Annotated in this window: 17 protein-coding genes and 1 tRNA gene; 6 read left to right on the top strand and 12 right to left on the bottom strand. The window is 38.6% G+C overall.

The genetic code is table 11. The features are described from left to right. Positions 1–60: 60 nt before the first annotated feature. The 12 genes from G6W45_RS00745 to G6W45_RS00690 all read right to left on the bottom strand — a co-directional run bounded on the left by G6W45_RS00745 (position 61) and on the right by G6W45_RS00690 (position 11,552). The gene (locus tag G6W45_RS00745) at positions 61–918 is read right to left on the bottom strand and encodes a TPM domain-containing protein (RefSeq protein WP_194167195.1); all 858 of its coding nucleotides are present in this window, start codon (positions 916–918) and stop codon (positions 61–63) included. Next, complete coding sequence (locus tag G6W45_RS00740) at positions 915–1,508, bottom strand: LemA family protein (RefSeq protein WP_103588873.1); 594 nt, start codon at positions 1,506–1,508, stop codon at positions 915–917. The genes G6W45_RS00745 and G6W45_RS00740 overlap by 4 nt, the downstream gene beginning before the upstream one ends. Before the next feature lie 100 nt (positions 1,509–1,608). Continuing rightward, complete coding sequence (locus G6W45_RS00735; RefSeq protein ID WP_194167194.1) at positions 1,609–6,636, bottom strand: retention module-containing protein; 5,028 nt, start codon at positions 6,634–6,636, stop codon at positions 1,609–1,611. Between the two features lie 488 nt (positions 6,637–7,124). Beyond that, positions 7,125–7,215, bottom strand: a tRNA-Ser gene (locus G6W45_RS00730). 106 nt (positions 7,216–7,321) lie between these two features. Beyond that, positions 7,322–7,501, bottom strand: a complete 180-nt coding sequence (locus G6W45_RS00725) for a Pathogenicity locus (protein ID WP_194167193.1) — start codon at positions 7,499–7,501, stop codon at positions 7,322–7,324. A 149-nt stretch (positions 7,502–7,650) separates the two neighbouring features. After that, on the bottom strand, positions 7,651–8,331 hold the full coding sequence (pyrF, locus tag G6W45_RS00720) for an orotidine-5'-phosphate decarboxylase (protein ID WP_194167192.1): 681 nt from the start codon (positions 8,329–8,331) through the stop codon (positions 7,651–7,653). Then, complete coding sequence (gene nusB / locus G6W45_RS00715) at positions 8,328–8,723, bottom strand: transcription antitermination factor NusB (RefSeq protein ID WP_103580031.1); 396 nt, start codon at positions 8,721–8,723, stop codon at positions 8,328–8,330. The genes pyrF and nusB overlap by 4 nt, the downstream gene beginning before the upstream one ends. Position 8,724: 1 nt before the next feature. Next, positions 8,725–9,195: a 6,7-dimethyl-8-ribityllumazine synthase gene (gene ribH, locus G6W45_RS00710; protein WP_194167191.1), complete on the bottom strand. Its 471-nt coding sequence runs from the start codon at positions 9,193–9,195 to the stop codon at positions 8,725–8,727. Between the two features lie 10 nt (positions 9,196–9,205). Further along, positions 9,206–9,529, bottom strand: a complete 324-nt coding sequence (locus G6W45_RS00705) for a DMT family transporter (protein ID WP_194167190.1) — start codon at positions 9,527–9,529, stop codon at positions 9,206–9,208. Further along, positions 9,526–9,855 carry a DMT family transporter gene (locus G6W45_RS00700; protein ID WP_194167189.1) on the bottom strand — a complete coding sequence of 110 codons (330 nt, stop codon included), beginning with the start codon at positions 9,853–9,855 and terminating at the stop codon, positions 9,526–9,528. The genes G6W45_RS00705 and G6W45_RS00700 overlap by 4 nt, the downstream gene beginning before the upstream one ends. Further along, positions 9,845–10,651 (bottom strand): 3-deoxy-8-phosphooctulonate synthase, encoded by an 807-nt coding sequence (gene kdsA, locus G6W45_RS00695; RefSeq protein WP_194167188.1) that lies wholly within the window; start codon positions 10,649–10,651, stop codon positions 9,845–9,847. Before kdsA ends, G6W45_RS00700 begins: the two co-directional genes overlap by 11 nt. A 10-nt stretch (positions 10,652–10,661) precedes the next feature. Beyond that, the gene (locus G6W45_RS00690; protein WP_072593874.1) at positions 10,662–11,552 is read right to left on the bottom strand and encodes a DMT family transporter; all 891 of its coding nucleotides are present in this window, start codon (positions 11,550–11,552) and stop codon (positions 10,662–10,664) included. A gap of 152 nt (positions 11,553–11,704) precedes the next feature. Here G6W45_RS00690 and der point away from each other — a divergent pair, with 152 nt between their 5' ends. From der to G6W45_RS00660, 6 genes are all read left to right on the top strand, one after another. Then, positions 11,705–13,093, top strand: a complete 1,389-nt coding sequence (gene der / locus G6W45_RS00685) for a ribosome biogenesis GTPase Der (protein WP_072593875.1) — start codon at positions 11,705–11,707, stop codon at positions 13,091–13,093. Then, on the top strand, positions 13,074–13,595 hold the full coding sequence (locus G6W45_RS00680; RefSeq protein WP_072593876.1) for a shikimate kinase: 522 nt from the start codon (positions 13,074–13,076) through the stop codon (positions 13,593–13,595). Before der ends, G6W45_RS00680 begins: the two co-directional genes overlap by 20 nt. A 531-nt stretch (positions 13,596–14,126) precedes the next feature. Beyond that, positions 14,127–15,089 carry a tryptophan--tRNA ligase gene (gene trpS / locus G6W45_RS00675; RefSeq protein ID WP_194167187.1) on the top strand — a complete coding sequence of 321 codons (963 nt, stop codon included), beginning with the start codon at positions 14,127–14,129 and terminating at the stop codon, positions 15,087–15,089. A 12-nt stretch (positions 15,090–15,101) separates the two neighbouring features. Continuing rightward, positions 15,102–15,542: a hypothetical protein gene (locus G6W45_RS00670; protein WP_021090475.1), complete on the top strand. Its 441-nt coding sequence runs from the start codon at positions 15,102–15,104 to the stop codon at positions 15,540–15,542. 9 nt (positions 15,543–15,551) lie between these two features. Next, positions 15,552–16,796: a serine--tRNA ligase gene (gene serS / locus G6W45_RS00665; RefSeq protein ID WP_194167186.1), complete on the top strand. Its 1,245-nt coding sequence runs from the start codon at positions 15,552–15,554 to the stop codon at positions 16,794–16,796. Then, positions 16,796–19,165 carry a tetratricopeptide repeat protein gene (locus tag G6W45_RS00660; protein WP_194167185.1) on the top strand — a complete coding sequence of 790 codons (2,370 nt, stop codon included), beginning with the start codon at positions 16,796–16,798 and terminating at the stop codon, positions 19,163–19,165. Before serS ends, G6W45_RS00660 begins: the two co-directional genes overlap by 1 nt. Positions 19,166–19,183: the final 18 nt, after the last annotated feature.

Raw genomic sequence — 19,183 nt, 5'->3', positions numbered from 1 at the left:
CTCCTAAATTTTTTATATTTTAAAGGATTTGGGTTTTTCAAACTAATCTTTGATGAAATTTTACCAGCTGCCACTTGCCCCACCTCCGCCAAAACCGCCTCCGCCGCCACTAAAACCACCACCTCTTGAACTGCTTGAATGGCCGCTGCCACTGCTATTTGAGTCTGATCTATCTCGTCTGAAGCCACTATATGTATTTTTGCTTTGAGTATTTTTTTTAAAGGCATTTTTTAAAATAATAAAAAATATTACAAACACAATAGCAAAGACAATGAAGTAATTTTGCACGCCAAAAAATTGCTCAAATACCGTAGATGTAAGCCCTGCAAAACACGCACTAAAGCCAATTCGCATAAAAAATTTACCTAAAAAGCCAGAGATAAAACACGAGATCATGCCAGCGAAAAAGGCAACTATTCCAAATGGTATCTCTTCTTCATCGCTCTCGCTTTCAAATTCTTCGCCACTAGCTACTTTTATGATAGCTCTTATGCCATCTATCACGCCACCGCCCATATCGCCTTGCTTAAATTTAGGTATTATCACATCATTTATGATCTGGCTTGATATAGCGTCAGTTAGTACGCCTTCAAGCCCATAACCAACTTCTATACGTACTTTTCTCTCGTTTGGAGCGATTATTAAAAGCACTCCATTACTGCTTTGTTTTTGTCCCAGCTTGTAGCCTCTAGCTATCTCAAGAGAGATCTCTTCTATGCTTTTATTTTCTAGTGATTTAAGCGTCACGATAGCAATTTGCGTCATACTATTTTGCTCGTAATTTTGCACCAAACTTAAAAGCTCAGCTTTCTCATTTTTAGAGAAAATTTGAGCCTCATCATTTATCTGCTCGTTAAAATTTATGGCAAAACAAAAGCAAAATGTAAAAAATAAAAGAGCAAAAATTTTCTTTATCATTTCTCAAATGAAACTTTTGGATTTATCTTCTCATCGTTGCTTATTTCAAGATTTTGTTTTGGCTTTAGCTCAGGATAAAAAGCACTTGCTATAAATTTATTTGGAAAGCTTCTAAGGGCTACGTTATACTCTTTTACAGCTTCAATATAATCATGCATTGCTACGCTTATGCGGTTTTGCGTACCTTCAAGCTGACTCTGAAGAGATAAGAAATTTTGATTTGCTTTTAGCTCTGGATAGTTCTCACTAACTGCCATAAGCCTGCCAAGTGCCAAGCCAAATGAGCTTTGTGCTGTCATAAATTCTTTCATCTTAGCTTCATCGCTAAGACCACTTGCATCAACGCTTACTTGCATGCTCTTGCTTCTAGCATTTGCCACATCTTCAAAAATTTTTTGTTCATGGGCTGCGTAGCCTTTTACAGTTTCAACCAAATTTGGCACAAGCTCAGCTCTTCTTTTATATTGATTTAACACCTGTGACCACTTTGCATTTACATTTTCATCAAGCGCAACAAATGAATTTATATACTTAAAAGCACCAAAAGCAAGTGCAGCAATAACTATAATAACGGCTATTAAATTTTTCATATTTTCTCCTTTAAGGAGCAAATATTAGTAAAACAAGACTTAAAAAATAATGTGAGTTTGAGTTTGAAATGAGTGCGAATTTACGCACTCATTTTGGGGATTAAAGATCAGTATGGATTTTGTCGTCTATTTGGATATGGATAGTTTTGCCATTTATTTGATATATGCTTGAGTAGCCTTTAAATCCAGCAGTATCATAAGAATGATCTTCGGTCCATTTATGAACTAGATCAACTTTTGTGATTTTATTGCCATTAGCATCAACATCACCACCTTTTATCTTAAGCACCGTATCAGGATTATCAGTGATATCAAGGATGTTTTGTGCATTAAATTTGATCTTTGTTTCTCCTTTAAGCTCAAGGTTTTCAAAGCTTTCCACTTTTGAATCAAGATTAGTAATGCCTCTAAGATCAACTATTTGCTTATCAAACACTAAAGTATCATGACCTTCGCCACCTTTCATATCTTTACTTGCGTCAAATTTAACCGTATAGTTTTCAACGCCTATATGAAGTGGTTTATAAGGCTCATAAGATTTAGACTCTAAGCCATCTGAAGTTTTAAGTGAGGCTTTAACATTTAAATCATAGGCTGATCTTGCATTGATATCAAGCTCTTGGTCAAATGTGCCTTTTGCTATATCTGCAGCTGATAGAGTATATGTTGCGGTCTTAGTTAATGCATGGTTGTCTGGATCAGTGTATTTAAACTCTACCGTATCTCCATTTCTGGCATCTTCATTAAGATAAACTTTAACCGAAGTAGATCTTTCACCACTTTCTGAGGTTTTTATATCTTTATTAAACATGATGCCTCTTATAGCATCGATCTCAGCATGTGCCGTATCGCTTACTGTTTTGCTCTCACCAAATGTGTCAGTTAGAGTAACTTCAGCTTTTGTTTCTTTATCAACTGCGATAGTAGCATCAAGTTCAAGTGGATTATCCCTACCTAGTGTAATCGGATGCATAGGATCTGCTATATTTTTTAAAGTAGTTTTACCATTAACGTCTTTTCCTATAACTTCGTAATGATTAGTCGCAGTAGATCCATCAGGATTCGTTATCTTGACATCTATCTTATCACCAGCTACAACACTTCCTGGGATAGAAACATAAACCTTTGAAATTTTACTACCTGACTCATCTCTTGAGATAATGCCATTGTCATTTTTGTCAGCAACTATGCTTACACTTAAACCCGCTTCACTTAAAGGTGCAAGTTTAGCTTTTGCTTCACTACTAGTTGTAGTCTCAGCGCCATTTGTTATAGTAGCTACTGCACTAGTTTCGCGATCTGGAAGCATAGCAACGCCAGGAATTTTTATAGTGTTATTTTCTAGTTCATGTGGAGTATGAGTAGTATCACTATCATCTGTTAATGAAATTTTACCATTAGCAGTTTTTGAAACAGTATAAGTTATAGTTCTAGATCCTGTTGTACCATTAGTTTGAGGCTCTTTTATTGTTACTGCTACCTTATCGCCATTTGTGACATTATGCGGCACCTGAACGCTTATAATTGTCTTTTTTATATCATTGTCCAAAATAGCTTCATCTCTATCTATTACATTGTCTCTACTTGCATTATCTTCAACAAATTCAATCTTTAAATTTTTAGTATCTACTGATTCTAATGTAGCTTTAGCTATTTTTGTTACTCCATTTATAGTAGCTTCAACCACTGCTGGATTATCTTTATCAATATGAACATTAGCAATTTTTAGTTTATTTCCTGGCTCAAGTGCGACAATGCTGCCACCTGCATCTTTTATAGTAACGTTTGTACCATCATTTGAAGCAACGGTATAAGTTTTCTCTGCCCCACCATTTATCTTAACTTTTATAACATCACCACTATTTACAGTGGTTGGGATTTGAAGTATTGCCGAAGTGGTATTTAAATTTCCATCCTTCATGGCTTCATCTCTACTTAGAACTCCGTTTCTATCTTTATCCTCATCAATAAATAGCCTAAAGCCTGTTCCAGAACCGCTACCTTGAGCATCAAGCGTAATATCACTATTTGTCTCAACCTTATCAGCACCAGTATTATCAGTAACCTTGGCATTAATGATAGTCTTATGATCTTCTGTTAAGCCAAGTGTATATTTGACCACCTTATTGCTATCAGCATCATCGGTAATATCAAGCTCTTCACTGCCATTTTTGGCTATCAATTTGCCGTTATTGTCTTTTACTATCTCATATGTCTTGGTCGTTTTATTGTTTGGCGTGTCTTCGTTGTGTGACTCTACTATTAATTTATCACCTAAAACAAAATTTGAAGGAAGCTTGATAGTTGCTATAGTAGTCGCTCCAGTTGCCTCTGTGCTGCCCAAAATACCATCATTATTGGTATCTTTTTCAAAAGTTATCTCCATGTCTTCATGAAGCTTTTCAAGAGTATTATGATTTTGAGCTTCGGCCTTCTTGCCGCCACTTGCATCGGTGGTCTCAGTAGTTACATTGATGGTCTTGCCAGCAATGATCTCTACGCCAGGAATTTCTATCTCATTTTTATCACTTGCAGTTATAGAAGTATGGGTAGAAGTATCTTCTAGCATGATTTTACCGCTTGGATCTCTACCTGTAACCTTATAAGTTTTAGGTGAAGTGCCATTATCTATTTTTACAGTTACCACATCACCAGCTATAACGTTATTTGGCACTTTTACTACTACTGTCGTTTTATGTAGGTCGCCATCCGCGTCCTTGCTCTCTGCTCTCGTTAAAGATACGTTACGGTCAGCGTCCTCTTTGAAATATACCGCCATATCGTTTATATTTGAGATAGTAACCGTGCTTGTATCTTCTGCATGCTGAATACCATCTTTATCTTTTATCTCAGCTGTTACTTTAGTTTCTAGACCAGTCGCTGTTTTAATGCCAGAAATTTTAAAGCTTCTACCATCTGTTTCTGTATCTACTTTATTACCATCGCTATCTTTTACAAAGAACTTACCATTATTATCTTTTCCAATAGTATATTTTATTTCTCTAGCAGTAGCTTCATTTGGATCTTTTATAGTTACAGTTAGTTTATCTCCGCTTACTGCATTTTTAGGAAGCTTTATAGTGACTGTTGTGTTATTAAGATCATGATCACTCATAGCTTGCTCTCTAGTCATACTCTTGGCACCTTTAGCTTCTTCAAAGATAACTTCAGGTTTTTTTACATACTCTAAACTAGCCGATACTTCTGGCTCATTTATAGATGTATGTCTATTTGGATTTAAATTTGTAACTTTGGCCTTAATAGTCGTATCTTCTCCATGCTTTAGTTGGATACCAGAAACATTGATGATATATTGATTATCACTTGCTTTTATAGGCGTTAAAACATTGGAAGTTCCATTTTCTGTTACACTAGTTACGACACCTTTACTATCCATATGTATAGTAAATTCTCTTGTATAAGTTTTAGAAGGATTATTTACAGGATCATCAGGATCAGGTCCAGTAATAGTTAGCGTAAGCTTATCGCCATTATCAATTTTATTTGGCAGAGTAATCCTTGCTGTGGTTTTATTTACTTTATTGTCATCAGTACTTTCTTGTCTTGAAATTTCATGAAGAGTCTTTTCTTCTGGTAATGTCATTTCTAAATTTCTACCAATAGGCATTACACTATCTTGATCTGACTCTTCGCTTTTTCGAACATTGTTTTTATCTACCACATGAACACTAGCTGATGTTCTTACATCTGGAAATATCGGAAGAGATGTATTTACTTTTTGATTATCAATCATCTCTTGTGTAAGAGAAATTTCTTTTGTTGTATTTTGCTTAGTTAGCGGGTCGGTATAAGTTATAACGATCTTATCGCCAATAACTACATCTTTTGGTAAAGTTATCTCTACTGTCGTGCTTCTAAAGTCGTTATCTTGCTTATTTTCATTATCATATAGATAGATATTATCATCTGTATCTTCAGTAAATTTCAAAGTCGGCTTTACATCAAGAGTAGTAGAGTCACTTGCAGTTGCACTTCTCATCGTGTTTGTACTATCTGCTACATAAGCTTCTACTTTTGAAGGCTTCCCGTGCTCGACTTGCATATTATCTATCTTATATCCATTATCTATTATGTTTTGATCAATAGGTACATTTCTAACCTCAGTTGTACCATCAGGCTTTGTCAAAGTCACGTGAAGCACATCTCCAACAATCACATCTTTTACAGTTATAAGCACTGGAGTTTCATTTAATTTGCCATCTTTAGCATTTTCAGTATATGTTAATAGATTATTATCAGGACCATTATCCTCTGTAAATTTAACCTCTGGAGCACTAAAGCCACTTGAAGTTACGCTATCTTCACTTCTACCACTAACATTTCCTTGAAAATTTGTAATAGTTGCATCAACTTTTGAAATTTTGCCAGTCTGTATTGGCGCATCAAACTGATAACCATTACTTATAATAGTTGGAGTGATAGGAATTGTTTTATTTTCAGTATTACCATCTGGCTTAGTTATAGTGATATTTAGTATATCTCCGGCCCTTACTGTGCCATCATTTGGAATTGTAATAAGAACTTTTGACGTATTTAAATTTGTATCACGTGCATGCTCAACCCTGCTTAAAGTACCATCATTATTAAGATCGCTTATAAAAGTTACAAGAGGATCGCTTGGGATTATAGTATCATCTCCACCATTGTATCCGCTTATTGGGCTATCGTATGATGCAAAAGCTCTGTTTGTATCACTTAAACTTCTATATGTTGCATTAATGTTTGAATAGTGGCCACCCTCAGCAAATTTAGCATCACCTAGGCTAACACCATCTCCACCACCAGCAGCAGTGTTTCCACCAGCAGCAGTCTCTTCAAGTTTTGTTAGATCTCCACCATTTAAAATAGCATTTTGCAAATCACTAACATCTGCCAAGCCTTCCGCGCCTATGGTGCTTTGATTTAACGCAAGTGTTTCATTGCCTACAATCGTAATCTCTTTTCCATTATTTGAAACAATTGTTATTTTATCAGCTGCATCACTTGTCTTGATACTCTCCCCCATATAAAGGATGTCACCTACTTTTAGCTCTCTCTCATTTCCGTTTTGATCGATAGCGACCGCCTTGCCACTAATAAATTTTACTACTCCAGCTTCTTTAGCCAAGATTACTCCTTATTATTATTTTTTGTATTATTTAAATTTTTACGTGATTATATACTATCTTTATAAGATATAACTTTATATGAGAAATTTTATCTTTTAAGAAAAAAATATATTAATTAAATATATAAATTCCAAATGTCAATAGTTTGTAAAAAGCGAATTATAAGCTTTTATCAAAAAATAGCTTTTTGATTATCAATATAATTAATTAAGCAAAATATAATATTTTTTATAATAAAAACTTAATTTAAGATATTTTTAATTAGTTTGAAACAACAATATAACCAAAAAAATCATATTTTTTAAAAAATGTGTGATCACTATAAAATTTTTACTTATAAATTTCACAAAAAATCATCAGTCTAAAATCTACAAACTTATAGTTAAGTTTTACTAGGTAAGCAATTTTCTAACGCGAAAAATTTTATATAAAGATATTTAAAAAATAATGTTAAACAATAATAAAATTTATGATTATCTATAAGCAGTGGCGGACAGAGAGGGATTTGAACCCTCGAGCCCCGATTAAGAGCTGCACCCTTAGCAGGGGTGTGGTTTCAGCCACTCACCCATCTGTCCATAAAAAGAAATCGCATTATAATTGAAGGCCGCTGATATCTTGCTTAAATTTACATTTCGTAATTGCAGACTTTAGATAAAAAATCTAAAACAAAAATTTATAAATTTAGTCCTTCCAAAGCCACCATTTTAGCTTGGCTTTGTCTAGGTGCGGCGTATTTACATAGTAGCAAATCATACGATAAAACATATAAAAACGCCTATCGCTACCGCGACCAAACGCCTTTGTGCACTCGAACATCTTGCTATGATCCGCGCCATTTAGTAAAGCGATATCCTTAACCAAGTGCTAGTAGATACGCTTTAGCCGCTCAGCCAACAAGAGGATTTTCTTAAAATCACTCAAATTTAGCTCCTCACTTCGCTTTGATATCATCTTCACGCAACATTTTGTAAAAAAGCTTAGTTAAAAACCACTTCACACAAGTTCAAATTTTAAATTTGTTCCAAAATTCTTTCGCAAATTTCTCTTGGATTTGCATTTTCATAAATCGGCCTGCCAACAACTATAAAATCACTGCCCTCTTGCTTTGCGCTCACTAAGTTTGCTACTCTTTTTTGATCTCCAGCACTCTCGCCAAAAGGCCTAACACCAGGGCAAAGAGTGATAAATTTCTCATTTGTTACATCTTTGATGAGCTTACTTTCAAAAACAGAACATACCATTCCATCAAGCCCTGCTTCAAAACTCATCTGGCTAAATTTTCTAACAGCTCTTGCGATCGTATCGTTATAAACAGTGTCAAATTCGCTTTCACTAAAGCTAGTAAGTGCCGATACTGCGAGCACCAAAGGACGGCTTCCAAGACCAGCTAGCCTATCCATAACTGTCTTCATCGCGCGTTCACCAGCACTAGCATGCACATTTATCATATCTACGCCGATTTTTGAGACGACTTCAGCCGCATCTGCCATCGTATTTGGGATATCATAGAGCTTTAGATCGAGGAAAATTTTAAAATTTCCAAGTCCTTTTAGCTCTTCTATAAATTTTGCTCCGTCCCTAAGATAGCTTCTAAGCCCCACTTTTAGCCAAAGATCAAGCCTTTTTAGCTCGCGAGCAAGGGCTAAATTCTCTTCACGGCTAGCCATATCAAGTGCGACACAGAGCCTCATAGATCGTCCTTTAGCTTATCAAGTACGCCATTTATAAATTTTGGCGCCTGATCACTTCCAAGTTCTTTCGCAAGCTCAATCGCTTCGTTTATGATGACGGCTTTATCAGTTTGGCTAAATTTCATCTCATAAAGCCCAAGTCTAAGAATGGCAAGCTCAGTCGCGCCAACTTTGCTAAAATCGCCGTCTTTTAGATATGGCTTTAAAATTTCATCTAGTTTTTCTTTATTTGCGAGCACCTCTTTAAAAGTCTGCTGCGCCTCACTTTTTCGCTCGTTTCTTATCTTTTTCTCTTCCAGAAATTCCTCTTCAAATGCAGCAGTTACCGGATTTATCTCATTTGAGTAGAGCAGCGAAACGACGGCCTGCCTAACCTGATGACGAGTCGCCATTTTACGCCTCCAAATTTTTATATAAGCTTAGCATCTCGATCACGCCCGTCATCGCCTCAAAGCCCTTGTTTCCGGCCTTTGAGCCCGCTCTCTCGATGGCTTGCTCGATGTTATCGACCGTTAGCACGCCAAAGGTCACCGGTTTGCCGTATTTTAGCGTGACGTTTGCGATACCCTTGGTGGTCTCGGCGCTTACGTAGTCAAAATGAGGCGTAGAGCCGCGGATCACCGCTCCCACACAGCAAACTGCGTCAAATTTACCGCTGGCTAGCGCCTTTTCAAGCGCCATCGGTATCTCAAACGCGCCCGGCACCAAAATGAGGCTCAAATTCGCCTCATCGCCGCCGTGGCGCAAAAACGCGTCCCTCGCACCCTCGACCAGCCTATCGGTGATGATGTGGTTAAATCTCGCGCCCACTATGGCGACCTTTTCGCCGCCTTTTAAAGCCAAATTTCCTTCGATTATTTTCATGATTTCTCCTTTAAATTATCTTTAACATTACCGAGCTTAGCGTTATTAGCGATAGATAAAACGCCTTTTGCGCGCTCATTTTTTCGCCGTTAAAAACCACTCCGACGCCCACGGCTCCGATCGCTCCGATACCGGTCCAAATCGCGTACGCCACCGACATCGCCATCGCCTGCATCGCGTAGCTCAAAAGCCAGAGCGAAAGGGCGAAATTTGCGACCAAAATCAAAAAATTCGCCGCCTTTTTCACGCCGATGCTTTTTTGAAATTTGGTTAGAAAAAACACGCCCAAAACCTCGCAGCACCCGGCCGCTAAAAGAGCTAAAACGTGCATCAAGATTTCAGCCTTTTTAGCCCTAGCACGCCCGCAACTAGCGTCGCTATGAAAAATAGCCGCAAGGGATCGGGCGCCTGGCCGCTTGAGGTGTATTCGCTAACGCTTTCGGCGACCACGATAAAAAACGCTCCAAATCCCACAAATACGGTATATGCGACGCTAACGGGCAAGTATTTCATAGCCTTCATAAACGATACGAAGCTAACGCAGACTAACGCGGCAGTAAGCGCGAATCCTATGGCATTTTGGGCGTGTTTTAGCCCGTACGCCCAGCCGCACTCGGCGACCGCGCCGCCTAGCACCCACAAAAAGCCCTTAGTTTGCATCGCCTAGGGCATCTTTTATCTTAAAAATTTGAGCGATATTTGCGTCTAGCTCGTCCAAATTTAGCATATTCGGCCCGTCACAAAGCGCCTCGCAAGGATTTACGTGCGTCTCGTAAAAAAATCCGTCCACGCCCGTAGCCGCAGCAGCTCGCGCTAGATACGGCACGAATCTCGCGTCACCGCCGCTTTTCTCACCAAGGGCCGATGGCATCTGCACGCTGTGAGTAGCGTCGAAAATCACGGGCGCAAACTCCCTCATCAGCACCAAATTTCTCATATCTACGACTAAATTTCCGTAGCCAAAGGTGCTGCCTCGCTCCGTTAGCCACACGCCGTTTTGTTTAGCAACCTCGTACCCGTCGCCCTTTACGCCGCGCGTTTCTAGCACTTTTTTGACCGAGTGTTTCATCGCAGACGCCGCCAAAAACTGTCCTTTTTTGATATTTACGACCGCTTTTGTTTTAGCCGCAGCTACGAGCAGATCGGTCTGGCGGCACAAAAACGCCGGGATTTGCAGCACGTCGGCCACTTCGCCTACGGGCGCGGCCTGGTAGCTCTCGTGGATATCGGTTAAAATTTTAAAACCGAATTCCTTTTTGACCTTGGCTAAAATTTCGCAACCCTTCTCCAGCCCGGGTCCGCGAAATGAGCTTATGCTTGTGCGATTTGCCTTATCAAAGCTTGATTTGAAATAAAAATCTATCCGCTTATCTTCGTTAAATTTAACTAGCCTTTTTGCCACGTCGAAAACGAGCTGCTCGCTTTCTATGACGCAAGGTCCCGCTATTAGTATCATTTTTTCTCCTTTATTTTTCTTTCACAACTAAAATTCCACTCACTATTACTAGTAAGATGCCTAAAAGTGCCGTTTGATTTGGCAATACATCACCCATAAAATAGCCAATTATAAGCGTAAAAATAACGTCTGCATAGCTAACTGCAGCGATCACTCCAGCCTTTTTACCAACCGCAAATGCCTTTGTCATGTACGACTGAAAAAAATATCCACTAAGTCCCATTAGCAAGATAAAAACAACGTTATACCAGCTTGGCATGCTAAATTTTGAAAATAAAAAATCAAGTGGCTCGTAGGTGAAAAATTCTGCCAACCCCATGCAAATAAGTGGCAAAAACGAGCCCCAAAGCATAAAACTTAACACTATAACATTTGTACCGTAGCTCTTGTTTAGCTCCTTAACGCTCGTGTATGCGATCGCCGCACCAAGGCCACTCCAAACACCGATAATATCAGTCTTGCTTATGCCTAAATTTGGCTGGATAACAAGCAAAATTCCACCAAATCCCAAAAATACAGCAAACCAGCCAAGTGAGCTTAGACGCTCTTTAAAAATAAAAGCTGCAAGGATAGCTGTAAAGATTGGATTTGTCTTTTGAAATGTAAAAGCTGTGGCCAAATTTACATGAGCGACATTATAAAAAAAAGCAAAAAGTGCCACTGTGCCCACAAAGCCACGAAACATTAGCAAAAAAAAGTGTCCACCAGCTTGCTTAAATGGAAATCTATAAATGGCATAAATAACGATAAAAAGGCCTATTAAATTTCTAAAAAATACAACTTCGATAGATGGCATATCTTTGCTAAGATACTTTGCAAATGCGCCAGTAACGGCAAACATAAAGCAAGCAAAAAGCATATAAAAAATGCCAAGATGCGAAATATAAAACCTTTTTAACATCACAAGACCTTTAAATTTAAAGTAGCCATTTTAATGAAAAGTGGCTTAAATTTTGGTTGATTTTTTCTTTTATTTTGGCGCTTTTAAGCAAATTTTTATACTTTATATAAGTCAAAAATTTGTATAATCAGCCATCACGAAAAGGACAAAATTTGCAAAAAGTAATATTAGTAGGCAAGCCAAATGTCGGCAAAAGCTCACTTTTTAACCGCTTAGCTGGTCGTCGTATCGCTATAACAAGCGACGTTAGCGGCACTACAAGAGATACAAATAAAGCCAAGATCGAGGTTGAGGGCAAAGAGTGCATTTTAATCGATAGTGGTGGCCTTGATGATAGTAGCGAGCTTTTTAAAAATGTAAAAGCAAAGACCTTGGCAGAGGCTAGAAATTCAGACGTCATTTTATACATGGTCGATGGCAAAATGATGCCAGATGACGAGGATAGAGCCATTTTTTATGAGCTTAGCAAGCTAAATTTACCAATCGCATTAGTCATTAATAAAATAGACAGCAAAAAAGATGAGCAAAGGGAGTGGGAATTTATAAGCTTTGGCGCGAAAAATTCCTTTGGAATTTCCGTAAGTCACAACACAGGCATAGATGAGCTTAGTATGTGGCTAGCAAAGCATATAGAAGATAAAGTGCAGATAAAGGCCGATACGAGTGAAGATTTTGATGATTTTTTAGAAAATTATAATGACGAGGGCGAGCTAAGCGACGAGATAGACTATGAGAGTAAAAACATTAGAGTTGGCATCATAGGACGTGTAAATGTCGGCAAAAGCTCACTCCTAAATGCTCTTGTAAAAGAGAGTCGCGCCGTCGTTAGCGACGTGGCAGGCACTACGATCGACCCAGTTAATGAAATTTACGAGCATGATGGCAGAGTTTTTGAGTTTGTCGATACTGCTGGTATCAGAAAGCGTGGCAAGATCGAGGGCATCGAGAGATACGCACTAAATAGAACTGAGAAAATTTTAGAAGAGACGGACGTAGCATTACTTGTGCTTGATAGCTCTGAGCCACTAACCGAGCTTGATGAGCGCATCGCTGGCATCGCCTCAAAATTTGAGCTTGGCGTCATCATCGTGCTAAACAAATGGGATAAAAGTAGCGAAGAATTTGACGAGCTTTGCAAAGAGATAAAGGATAGGTTTAAATTCTTAGCATACGCGCCGATCATCAGCGTCTCGGCACTTGGTGGCAAAAGAGTGCATAAAATTTATCCACTCATAGTTGAAATTTACAAAAACTACACACAAAAAATCCAAACTTCAAAGCTAAATGAAGTGATCGGCGAAGCGACCAAAGCTCACCCACTGCCACGAGATAAAGGCAGAGTCGTGAAAATCTACTACGCAGTGCAGTTTAAGACAGCACCCATCATGATAGCGCTCATAATGAACCGCCCAAAATGCCTGCACTTTAGCTACAAACGCTATTTAACAAATAAGCTTAGAGAGAGCTTTAATCTAACTGGCGTGCCTATCGTGCTAATCCCTAAAAAACGTGGAGAGAGCGATGAAAACAAAGAACAATAATATCGTTTTGATAGGATTTATGGGCGTTGGCAAGGGCACGACTGCAAGGGCGCTAAGCAAGGCACTAAAGACGATGAATCTTGACTGCGACGACCTGCTAGAGAGCTCACAAAATATGAAGATAAAAGCTATCTTTGAAGAGTATGGGGAGGAGCATTTTAGGCAGCTTGAAAAAGATCTGGCTAAATTTCTAGCAACAAATGTCAAAAATGCAATCATCTCAACTGGCGGAGGCTTTGCAAAGGTTAAAAATTTAAATAAGATCGGCACCGTGATCTATCTAAAAGCTAGTTTTGACGCGATCATGCAAAGGCTAAAAAATAGCAAAAATAGCGAGAAAAAGCTTGCCAAACGTCCACTTTTAAGTGATCTAAAAAGAGCTGAGGCATTGCATCTGGAGCGAGAGGAGCTTTATGAGAAAAAGGCTGATTACATCGTTGAAGTCGAGGGTAAAACTCCAAAGCAGATCGTAAAAGAGATAAGGATGCTTTTAAAAATTTAGTTGCAAAGTGGCTAGAGTGCTGCTTGCAACGATAAATTTTAAGATCAGGCTAGATGGCTATCTAGTGTGGTGTTAAAATTTGAAATATTTGAGCTAAATTTAACGTTTTGTAGTTAGAAATTTTAGCGAAGTATCGTAAGATGATTTTTTTGCTTCACTTTGTTCGCAACGCTAAAGCGACGAGAGTTGTGTAGTAAAAATTTAAGATTAAGCTGGACTATAAAGTCTAACGTGATGTTAAAATTTAAAAGCTTTTGGCAAAGATTTTTTGTTTAGGCGAGGCAAAATTTTATTTTTTAGCGAAGGCTAGACGCATGGTCTACCAGTTAAATTTTAAGATTAGATTAGATACAAAAACTCTAATGTAACGTTAAAATTTAAAAAGTATTTTTGGCGAAGTATCGTGAGATGATTTTGATAGTTGTGTAGAAATTTTAAGCCGAGGCTAGACACATAGTCTGCCGAAAGCTTAAAATTTCAAATCTCTATCAAAAGCGCTCACGAGAAAAAGCTAAAATTTGAAAGGATAAGATGAGAGTATTAACCGGCCTCCAACCCTCCGGCAAACTACACCTTGGCAACTACTTTGCCTCGATAAAGCAGATGGTTGATATGCAAGAGCAAAATGAGATGTTTATGTTTATAGCAAACTATCACGCGATGACGAGCCTTAGCGAGGCCAAAGCCCTAAAACAAAACACTTTTGAGGCTGCGTGTGCGTTTTTAGCACTTGGGATCGATCCAAATAAAAGCATATTTTGGGTGCAAAGTGACGTTAAAGACGTGCTTGAGCTTTACTGGGTGCTAAGCCAGCACACGCCTATGGGCCTACTTGAGCGCGCGCATAGTTACAAAGATAAAGTCGCAAAAGGTCTTAGCTCGCACCACGGACTCTTTAGCTATCCAGTTTTGATGGCAGCTGACATTTTGCTTTATAATGCGCAGGTCGTACCCGTGGGTAAAGACCAGATCCAGCACGTAGAGATCGCACGTGATATCGCGATAAAATTTAATAACGAACATGGAGAAATTTTTACATTACCTGAGGCGAAGATCGATGAAAATGTCGCCACCGTACCTGGCACAAACGGTGAAAAGATGAGCAAAAGCTATGGCAATACAATCGACATCTTTGCCGATGCTAAAACGCTTAAAAAGCAAATTTCTAGCATCGTGACTGATGGCACACCGCTTGAAGAGCCAAAACAGTGGCAAAACTGCAACGTCTATAATATCGCCAAACTTTTTTTAGACGAGAGTGGACAAAAAGAGCTTCAAGCTAGATATGAGCGTGGTGGCGAGGGTCACGGGCACTTTAAAGCTTATCTAAATGAGCTTATTTGGGGCTATTTTAAAGATGCGAGAGAGAAATTTGAGCATTATCAAAATAATCCTGGCGAAGTGTCTGAAATTTTAGAAATAGGAGCCAAAAAGGCAAGTAATGTTGCTCAAACAACAATAAAAAAAGTTCGTGAAGCAGTCGGAATTTATTAATAAAGGAAAAATATGCAAAATTTATATCCATACGCACAGATAGTTCATCTTTTTTGTGCAATCATCTTTGTTGGTTACCTCTTTTTTGATGTAATCATTTTTAAGGCAGCTTGTAAAAAAATGCCACCTGAGCTTGCTCAAAAGGCAAAACAAGCTATCGGTTCAGTTGCTATTAAGATAATGCCACTTTGCATCTTGCTTTTGGTATTAACTGGAGGCATGATGATGAGTAACTGGGTCGGATCAAAGGCTGGAGGCTACTTTGAGACAAATTTACAAATCATTTTTATGATCAAATTTTTCTTAGCAATGCTAATCGTAGCTGCGGTTATAACAAATTTGAGCTGCAAATTTATATTTAAACGCCCTAGCCCACTTGGCAACATTCACCCATTTGCGCTAACAGCGGCAGTTTTTATCGTACTTTTTGCAAAAGTTATGTTTATGGTTTAAGGATATAGGATGATAAATTTAAAACTACTCGAGACAAATTACGATGAATTTGTAAAAAAACTTGAGGGAAAAAATGTAAAAGCTGGGCTACTTGACGAGCTTTTACAAACTTTTAATGAGCTAAAGCAAAAGCGCAAAGCACTTGAAAATTTCCAAGCGATCCAAAATGCAAAGAGCAAAGAGCTTGGCATAAAGGCAAGAGCCGGTGAAGACGTGAGTGAGCTTAAAAATGAGCTAAATTTAAACAAAGCTGCACTTGCTGACGCTGATGAGATCGTTAAACAATATGAAGAAAAGCTTGAGCAAATTTCATTTAACGTGCCAAATATCACCGATGATGACGTGCCATTTGGTAAGGACGAGGACAATAATGTCTGCATAAAAACGGTGCTTGAGCCAACTAAATTTAGCTTTACGCCAAAAGAGCACTGGGAGCTAGGTGAGAGCCTTGGTTGGCTTGACTTTGAAAGGGGCGCAAAGCTCTCAGGATCTCGCTTTACCGTGCTTCGTGGCATGGGAGCAAGGCTTAGTAGAGCGCTCGTTAATTATATGATCGACTTTAACAGCGCGCGTGGCTTTGAGCTTGTAAATGTCCCTTATCTAGTAAGCTCAAACACGCTTTTTGGTACTGGTCAGCTACCTAAATTTGAAGAGGATCTTTACAAAGTGCGCGACGAGGATCTCTACCTCATCCCAACCAGCGAAGTGCCTGTGACAAATTTATACAATGACACGATCATTGAAGCTGAGCAGCTTCCTATAAAGATGACTTGCTACTCAGCATGCTTCCGCCAAGAGGCAGGCTCAGCAGGACGTGATACGAGGGGTATGATCCGTCAGCACCAGTTTGAAAAAGTAGAACTTGTAAGCATCACAAAGCCTAATCAAAGCGAAGACGTGCTAAATGAGATGGTAGCGTGCGCGAGCGATCTACTAACTAGTCTTGGACTTCCTCACCGCCATATGCTTCTTTGCAGTGGTGACCTTGGCTTTAGCGCGGCAAAGACGATAGACCTTGAGGTTTGGTTGCCTGGTCAAGGTAAATATAGAGAGATTAGCTCTATTTCCAATACTCGTGATTTTCAAGCAAGGCGTGCAAAAATTCGCTTTAAAGATGGCAAGAAAAATATGCTTGTAAATACGCTAAATGGCTCGAGTCTAGCTGTGGGTAGGACGCTTATTGCCATCATGGAAAACTATCAAAAAGCAGATGGCACTATCGAAATTCCAGAAGTTCTTAAGAGGTATATGTAGTGGCTGAAGAAGAGGTTGTAGTTTTAAAACCACCTGGCGAGCAAGCAGAGCAAGCGCCTGAAGAGGCAAAAGCCGAGGCACCTGAAGAGATCGTCTCACTTGAGAGTATCGCAAGTGAGGGTGTTCTACAAGATGAGAGCATCCCAGAGCCAATCCCTGTAAAAAAGAGCAATAAAAAGCTCTTTATAATAGCAGGCGTGGTCGCTCTAGTACTTATCATCTTGATAGTGGTTTTGCTAGTTATCTTACTAAAGAAAGACAAAAAAGAGAACATAGATACTGCAAGTATCGTAAAAAATATAGAAAACAACTACCAAACGCAAAATTTTGGCGCTTCAAAGATCGATGAAATGATAAATAAGGCCAATCAGCTTTATGAGCGTGGCAATAAATTTGAGGCTCTAAAAATTTATGAAAACATAGCTGTTTATAACCAGTCTCTCTCAAACTACAACCTCGGTGTTTCGCAGATGAAACAAGAAAGATGTGATGAGGCGATCGTATCTTTTAATAAAGCAATAACTGATAGAGAAAACACGGCGGTTAGTGCCATAAACGCTGCTGTTTGCTCGCTTGAGCTAAATAACACCAAAAATTTTAACTACTATATAGGACTTGCTGACTCATTTTTGCAGTATGAAAACAACTCGCCACTTTATAGCTATTACTACGCGCTTATAAACTATTATAAAGGCAACTATTACGAGGCGCTTCAAGCACTTTCTCATCCAAATACTGCAGATTATAAAAACGAATATGCGTATTTAAGTGCAAAGATTTTATCACTTCTTGGAGATGATGAGAGAGCAATAGCTAAGCTTGAGAGCCAAAAGGCGTTTAAGGCCGACTTCACGCTAGCACAGCTCTATGCAAGACTTGGCAAATACGATAAAGCAAGGGATTATCTAACAAAAGCTTCTAAAAATACGCCAAATATCGATCTTATCAAGATGACTGAGGCGCTAATTGATCTAAAAACTGCTGACTACGGCGATGCGGCTGCATTTATCAAAGATGTTTACGACTACAATGCTTCTTTGCCAAGCAAAATTTACAAGATAAAAACGATACTAAAGCCTGATCTTTTTGATGTCAGCCTAGCTCAGGCACACTTTAGTGATGATATGTTTTTTGATAGAACAAGGCGCTATGAGACCCTTTTTTACTTCGCACCTTACAAGGTCTTTGATGCAAAACAGAGCATCGAGCAGATAAGAAAAGGCGGCGTTAGCGTCTTTTTAGACGATACATCAGCAGCAAACGACTATCTTAGCCAAAGTGCAGCTGTTTCAAAAGTAAATGCAAAACTTAGTGAAGCTATTGCAAAAGCACTAAGCTACCGCTTAAAAGAAGCAAATAAAGAGTTTGAAGAGCTAGCCAGCACTTACCCAAATCACTCTATCTTACAATACAACCTTGCTCTAAGCTACGCTCAGCTTGGAAATTTTAGCCTTGCAGCAAAGCACTTCATAGCAAGCTATCATCAAGATGTAAATAACCATCTTGCAGGTATTTTTGGGGCGATCTGTCTAGATATAAATAGAAATTTAAACCCAAAACTCATTGAAGAGATCGGCGAAAATTTAGAAAACGATAAGAGTTTAAAGCCTGTAAATTTATATGCCTCGCTTCTAAGCCTGGTTAGCGGCAACCAAAGTGCGATGATAAGATGGCTTGAAGAGCCAAAAGAGCAGACAATGCTAAATTTAGCCTTTGATATCATCATCGCAAAAATAACAAACAATGATGAGCTAATGGTAAAAAAAGCTGATGAGCTACTAAAAATTTTGCCAAATGATATTATTGCAAATATCTTAAATTTTATCTCGAAAAACAAAGAGCAAAATGTCAAAGAGTATGCAAAAGCGATACAGATTCACTTTAATGGTAAGCAGCTTGATTCAAACGCTTTCTATCACGGCGCTGATATCATCAAAAAGCAATACATCAAGCTACTTCAAATTTCAGGCTTACTTACAAGAGAGCGTGATAAGTTAAGAGCTGAGCTAAAAAATGCTCCAAAGAATATAAATTTAATCCAAACTCTAGCCTATGTCGATATCTTTACAAACGACTTTGATGAGAGCTATAAACTTTACAATCAAGCGATCGATGAGTTTAAGGCAAATGACGCTAGCACATTATTTTTAGCATCTGTGGCTGCAACAGGAGCTGGAAAAGTATCAAACGCGATCGTACTTTTAGAGCTAACAAAACTAAATGATGCTAGTGCTATCGAAAATAGAATAGCTCTTGGCCTAATGTATCAGCAGATAGATAATATAAAAGCAGCTCTTATACAATACAGCAAAATAGGAAATGTTGAGTATGAAAGCGAATTTTACGACTTTGAGATAGATAATGACTGATAAAAACTAGGTCTTTAT

This window comes from Campylobacter concisus (assembly GCF_015229955.1).
Lineage (GTDB): Bacteria > Campylobacterota > Campylobacteria > Campylobacterales > Campylobacteraceae > Campylobacter_A > Campylobacter_A concisus_AT.
The sequence above is the reverse complement of the archived record's forward strand: the minus strand, read 5'-3'. Positions and strand labels throughout refer to the sequence as shown.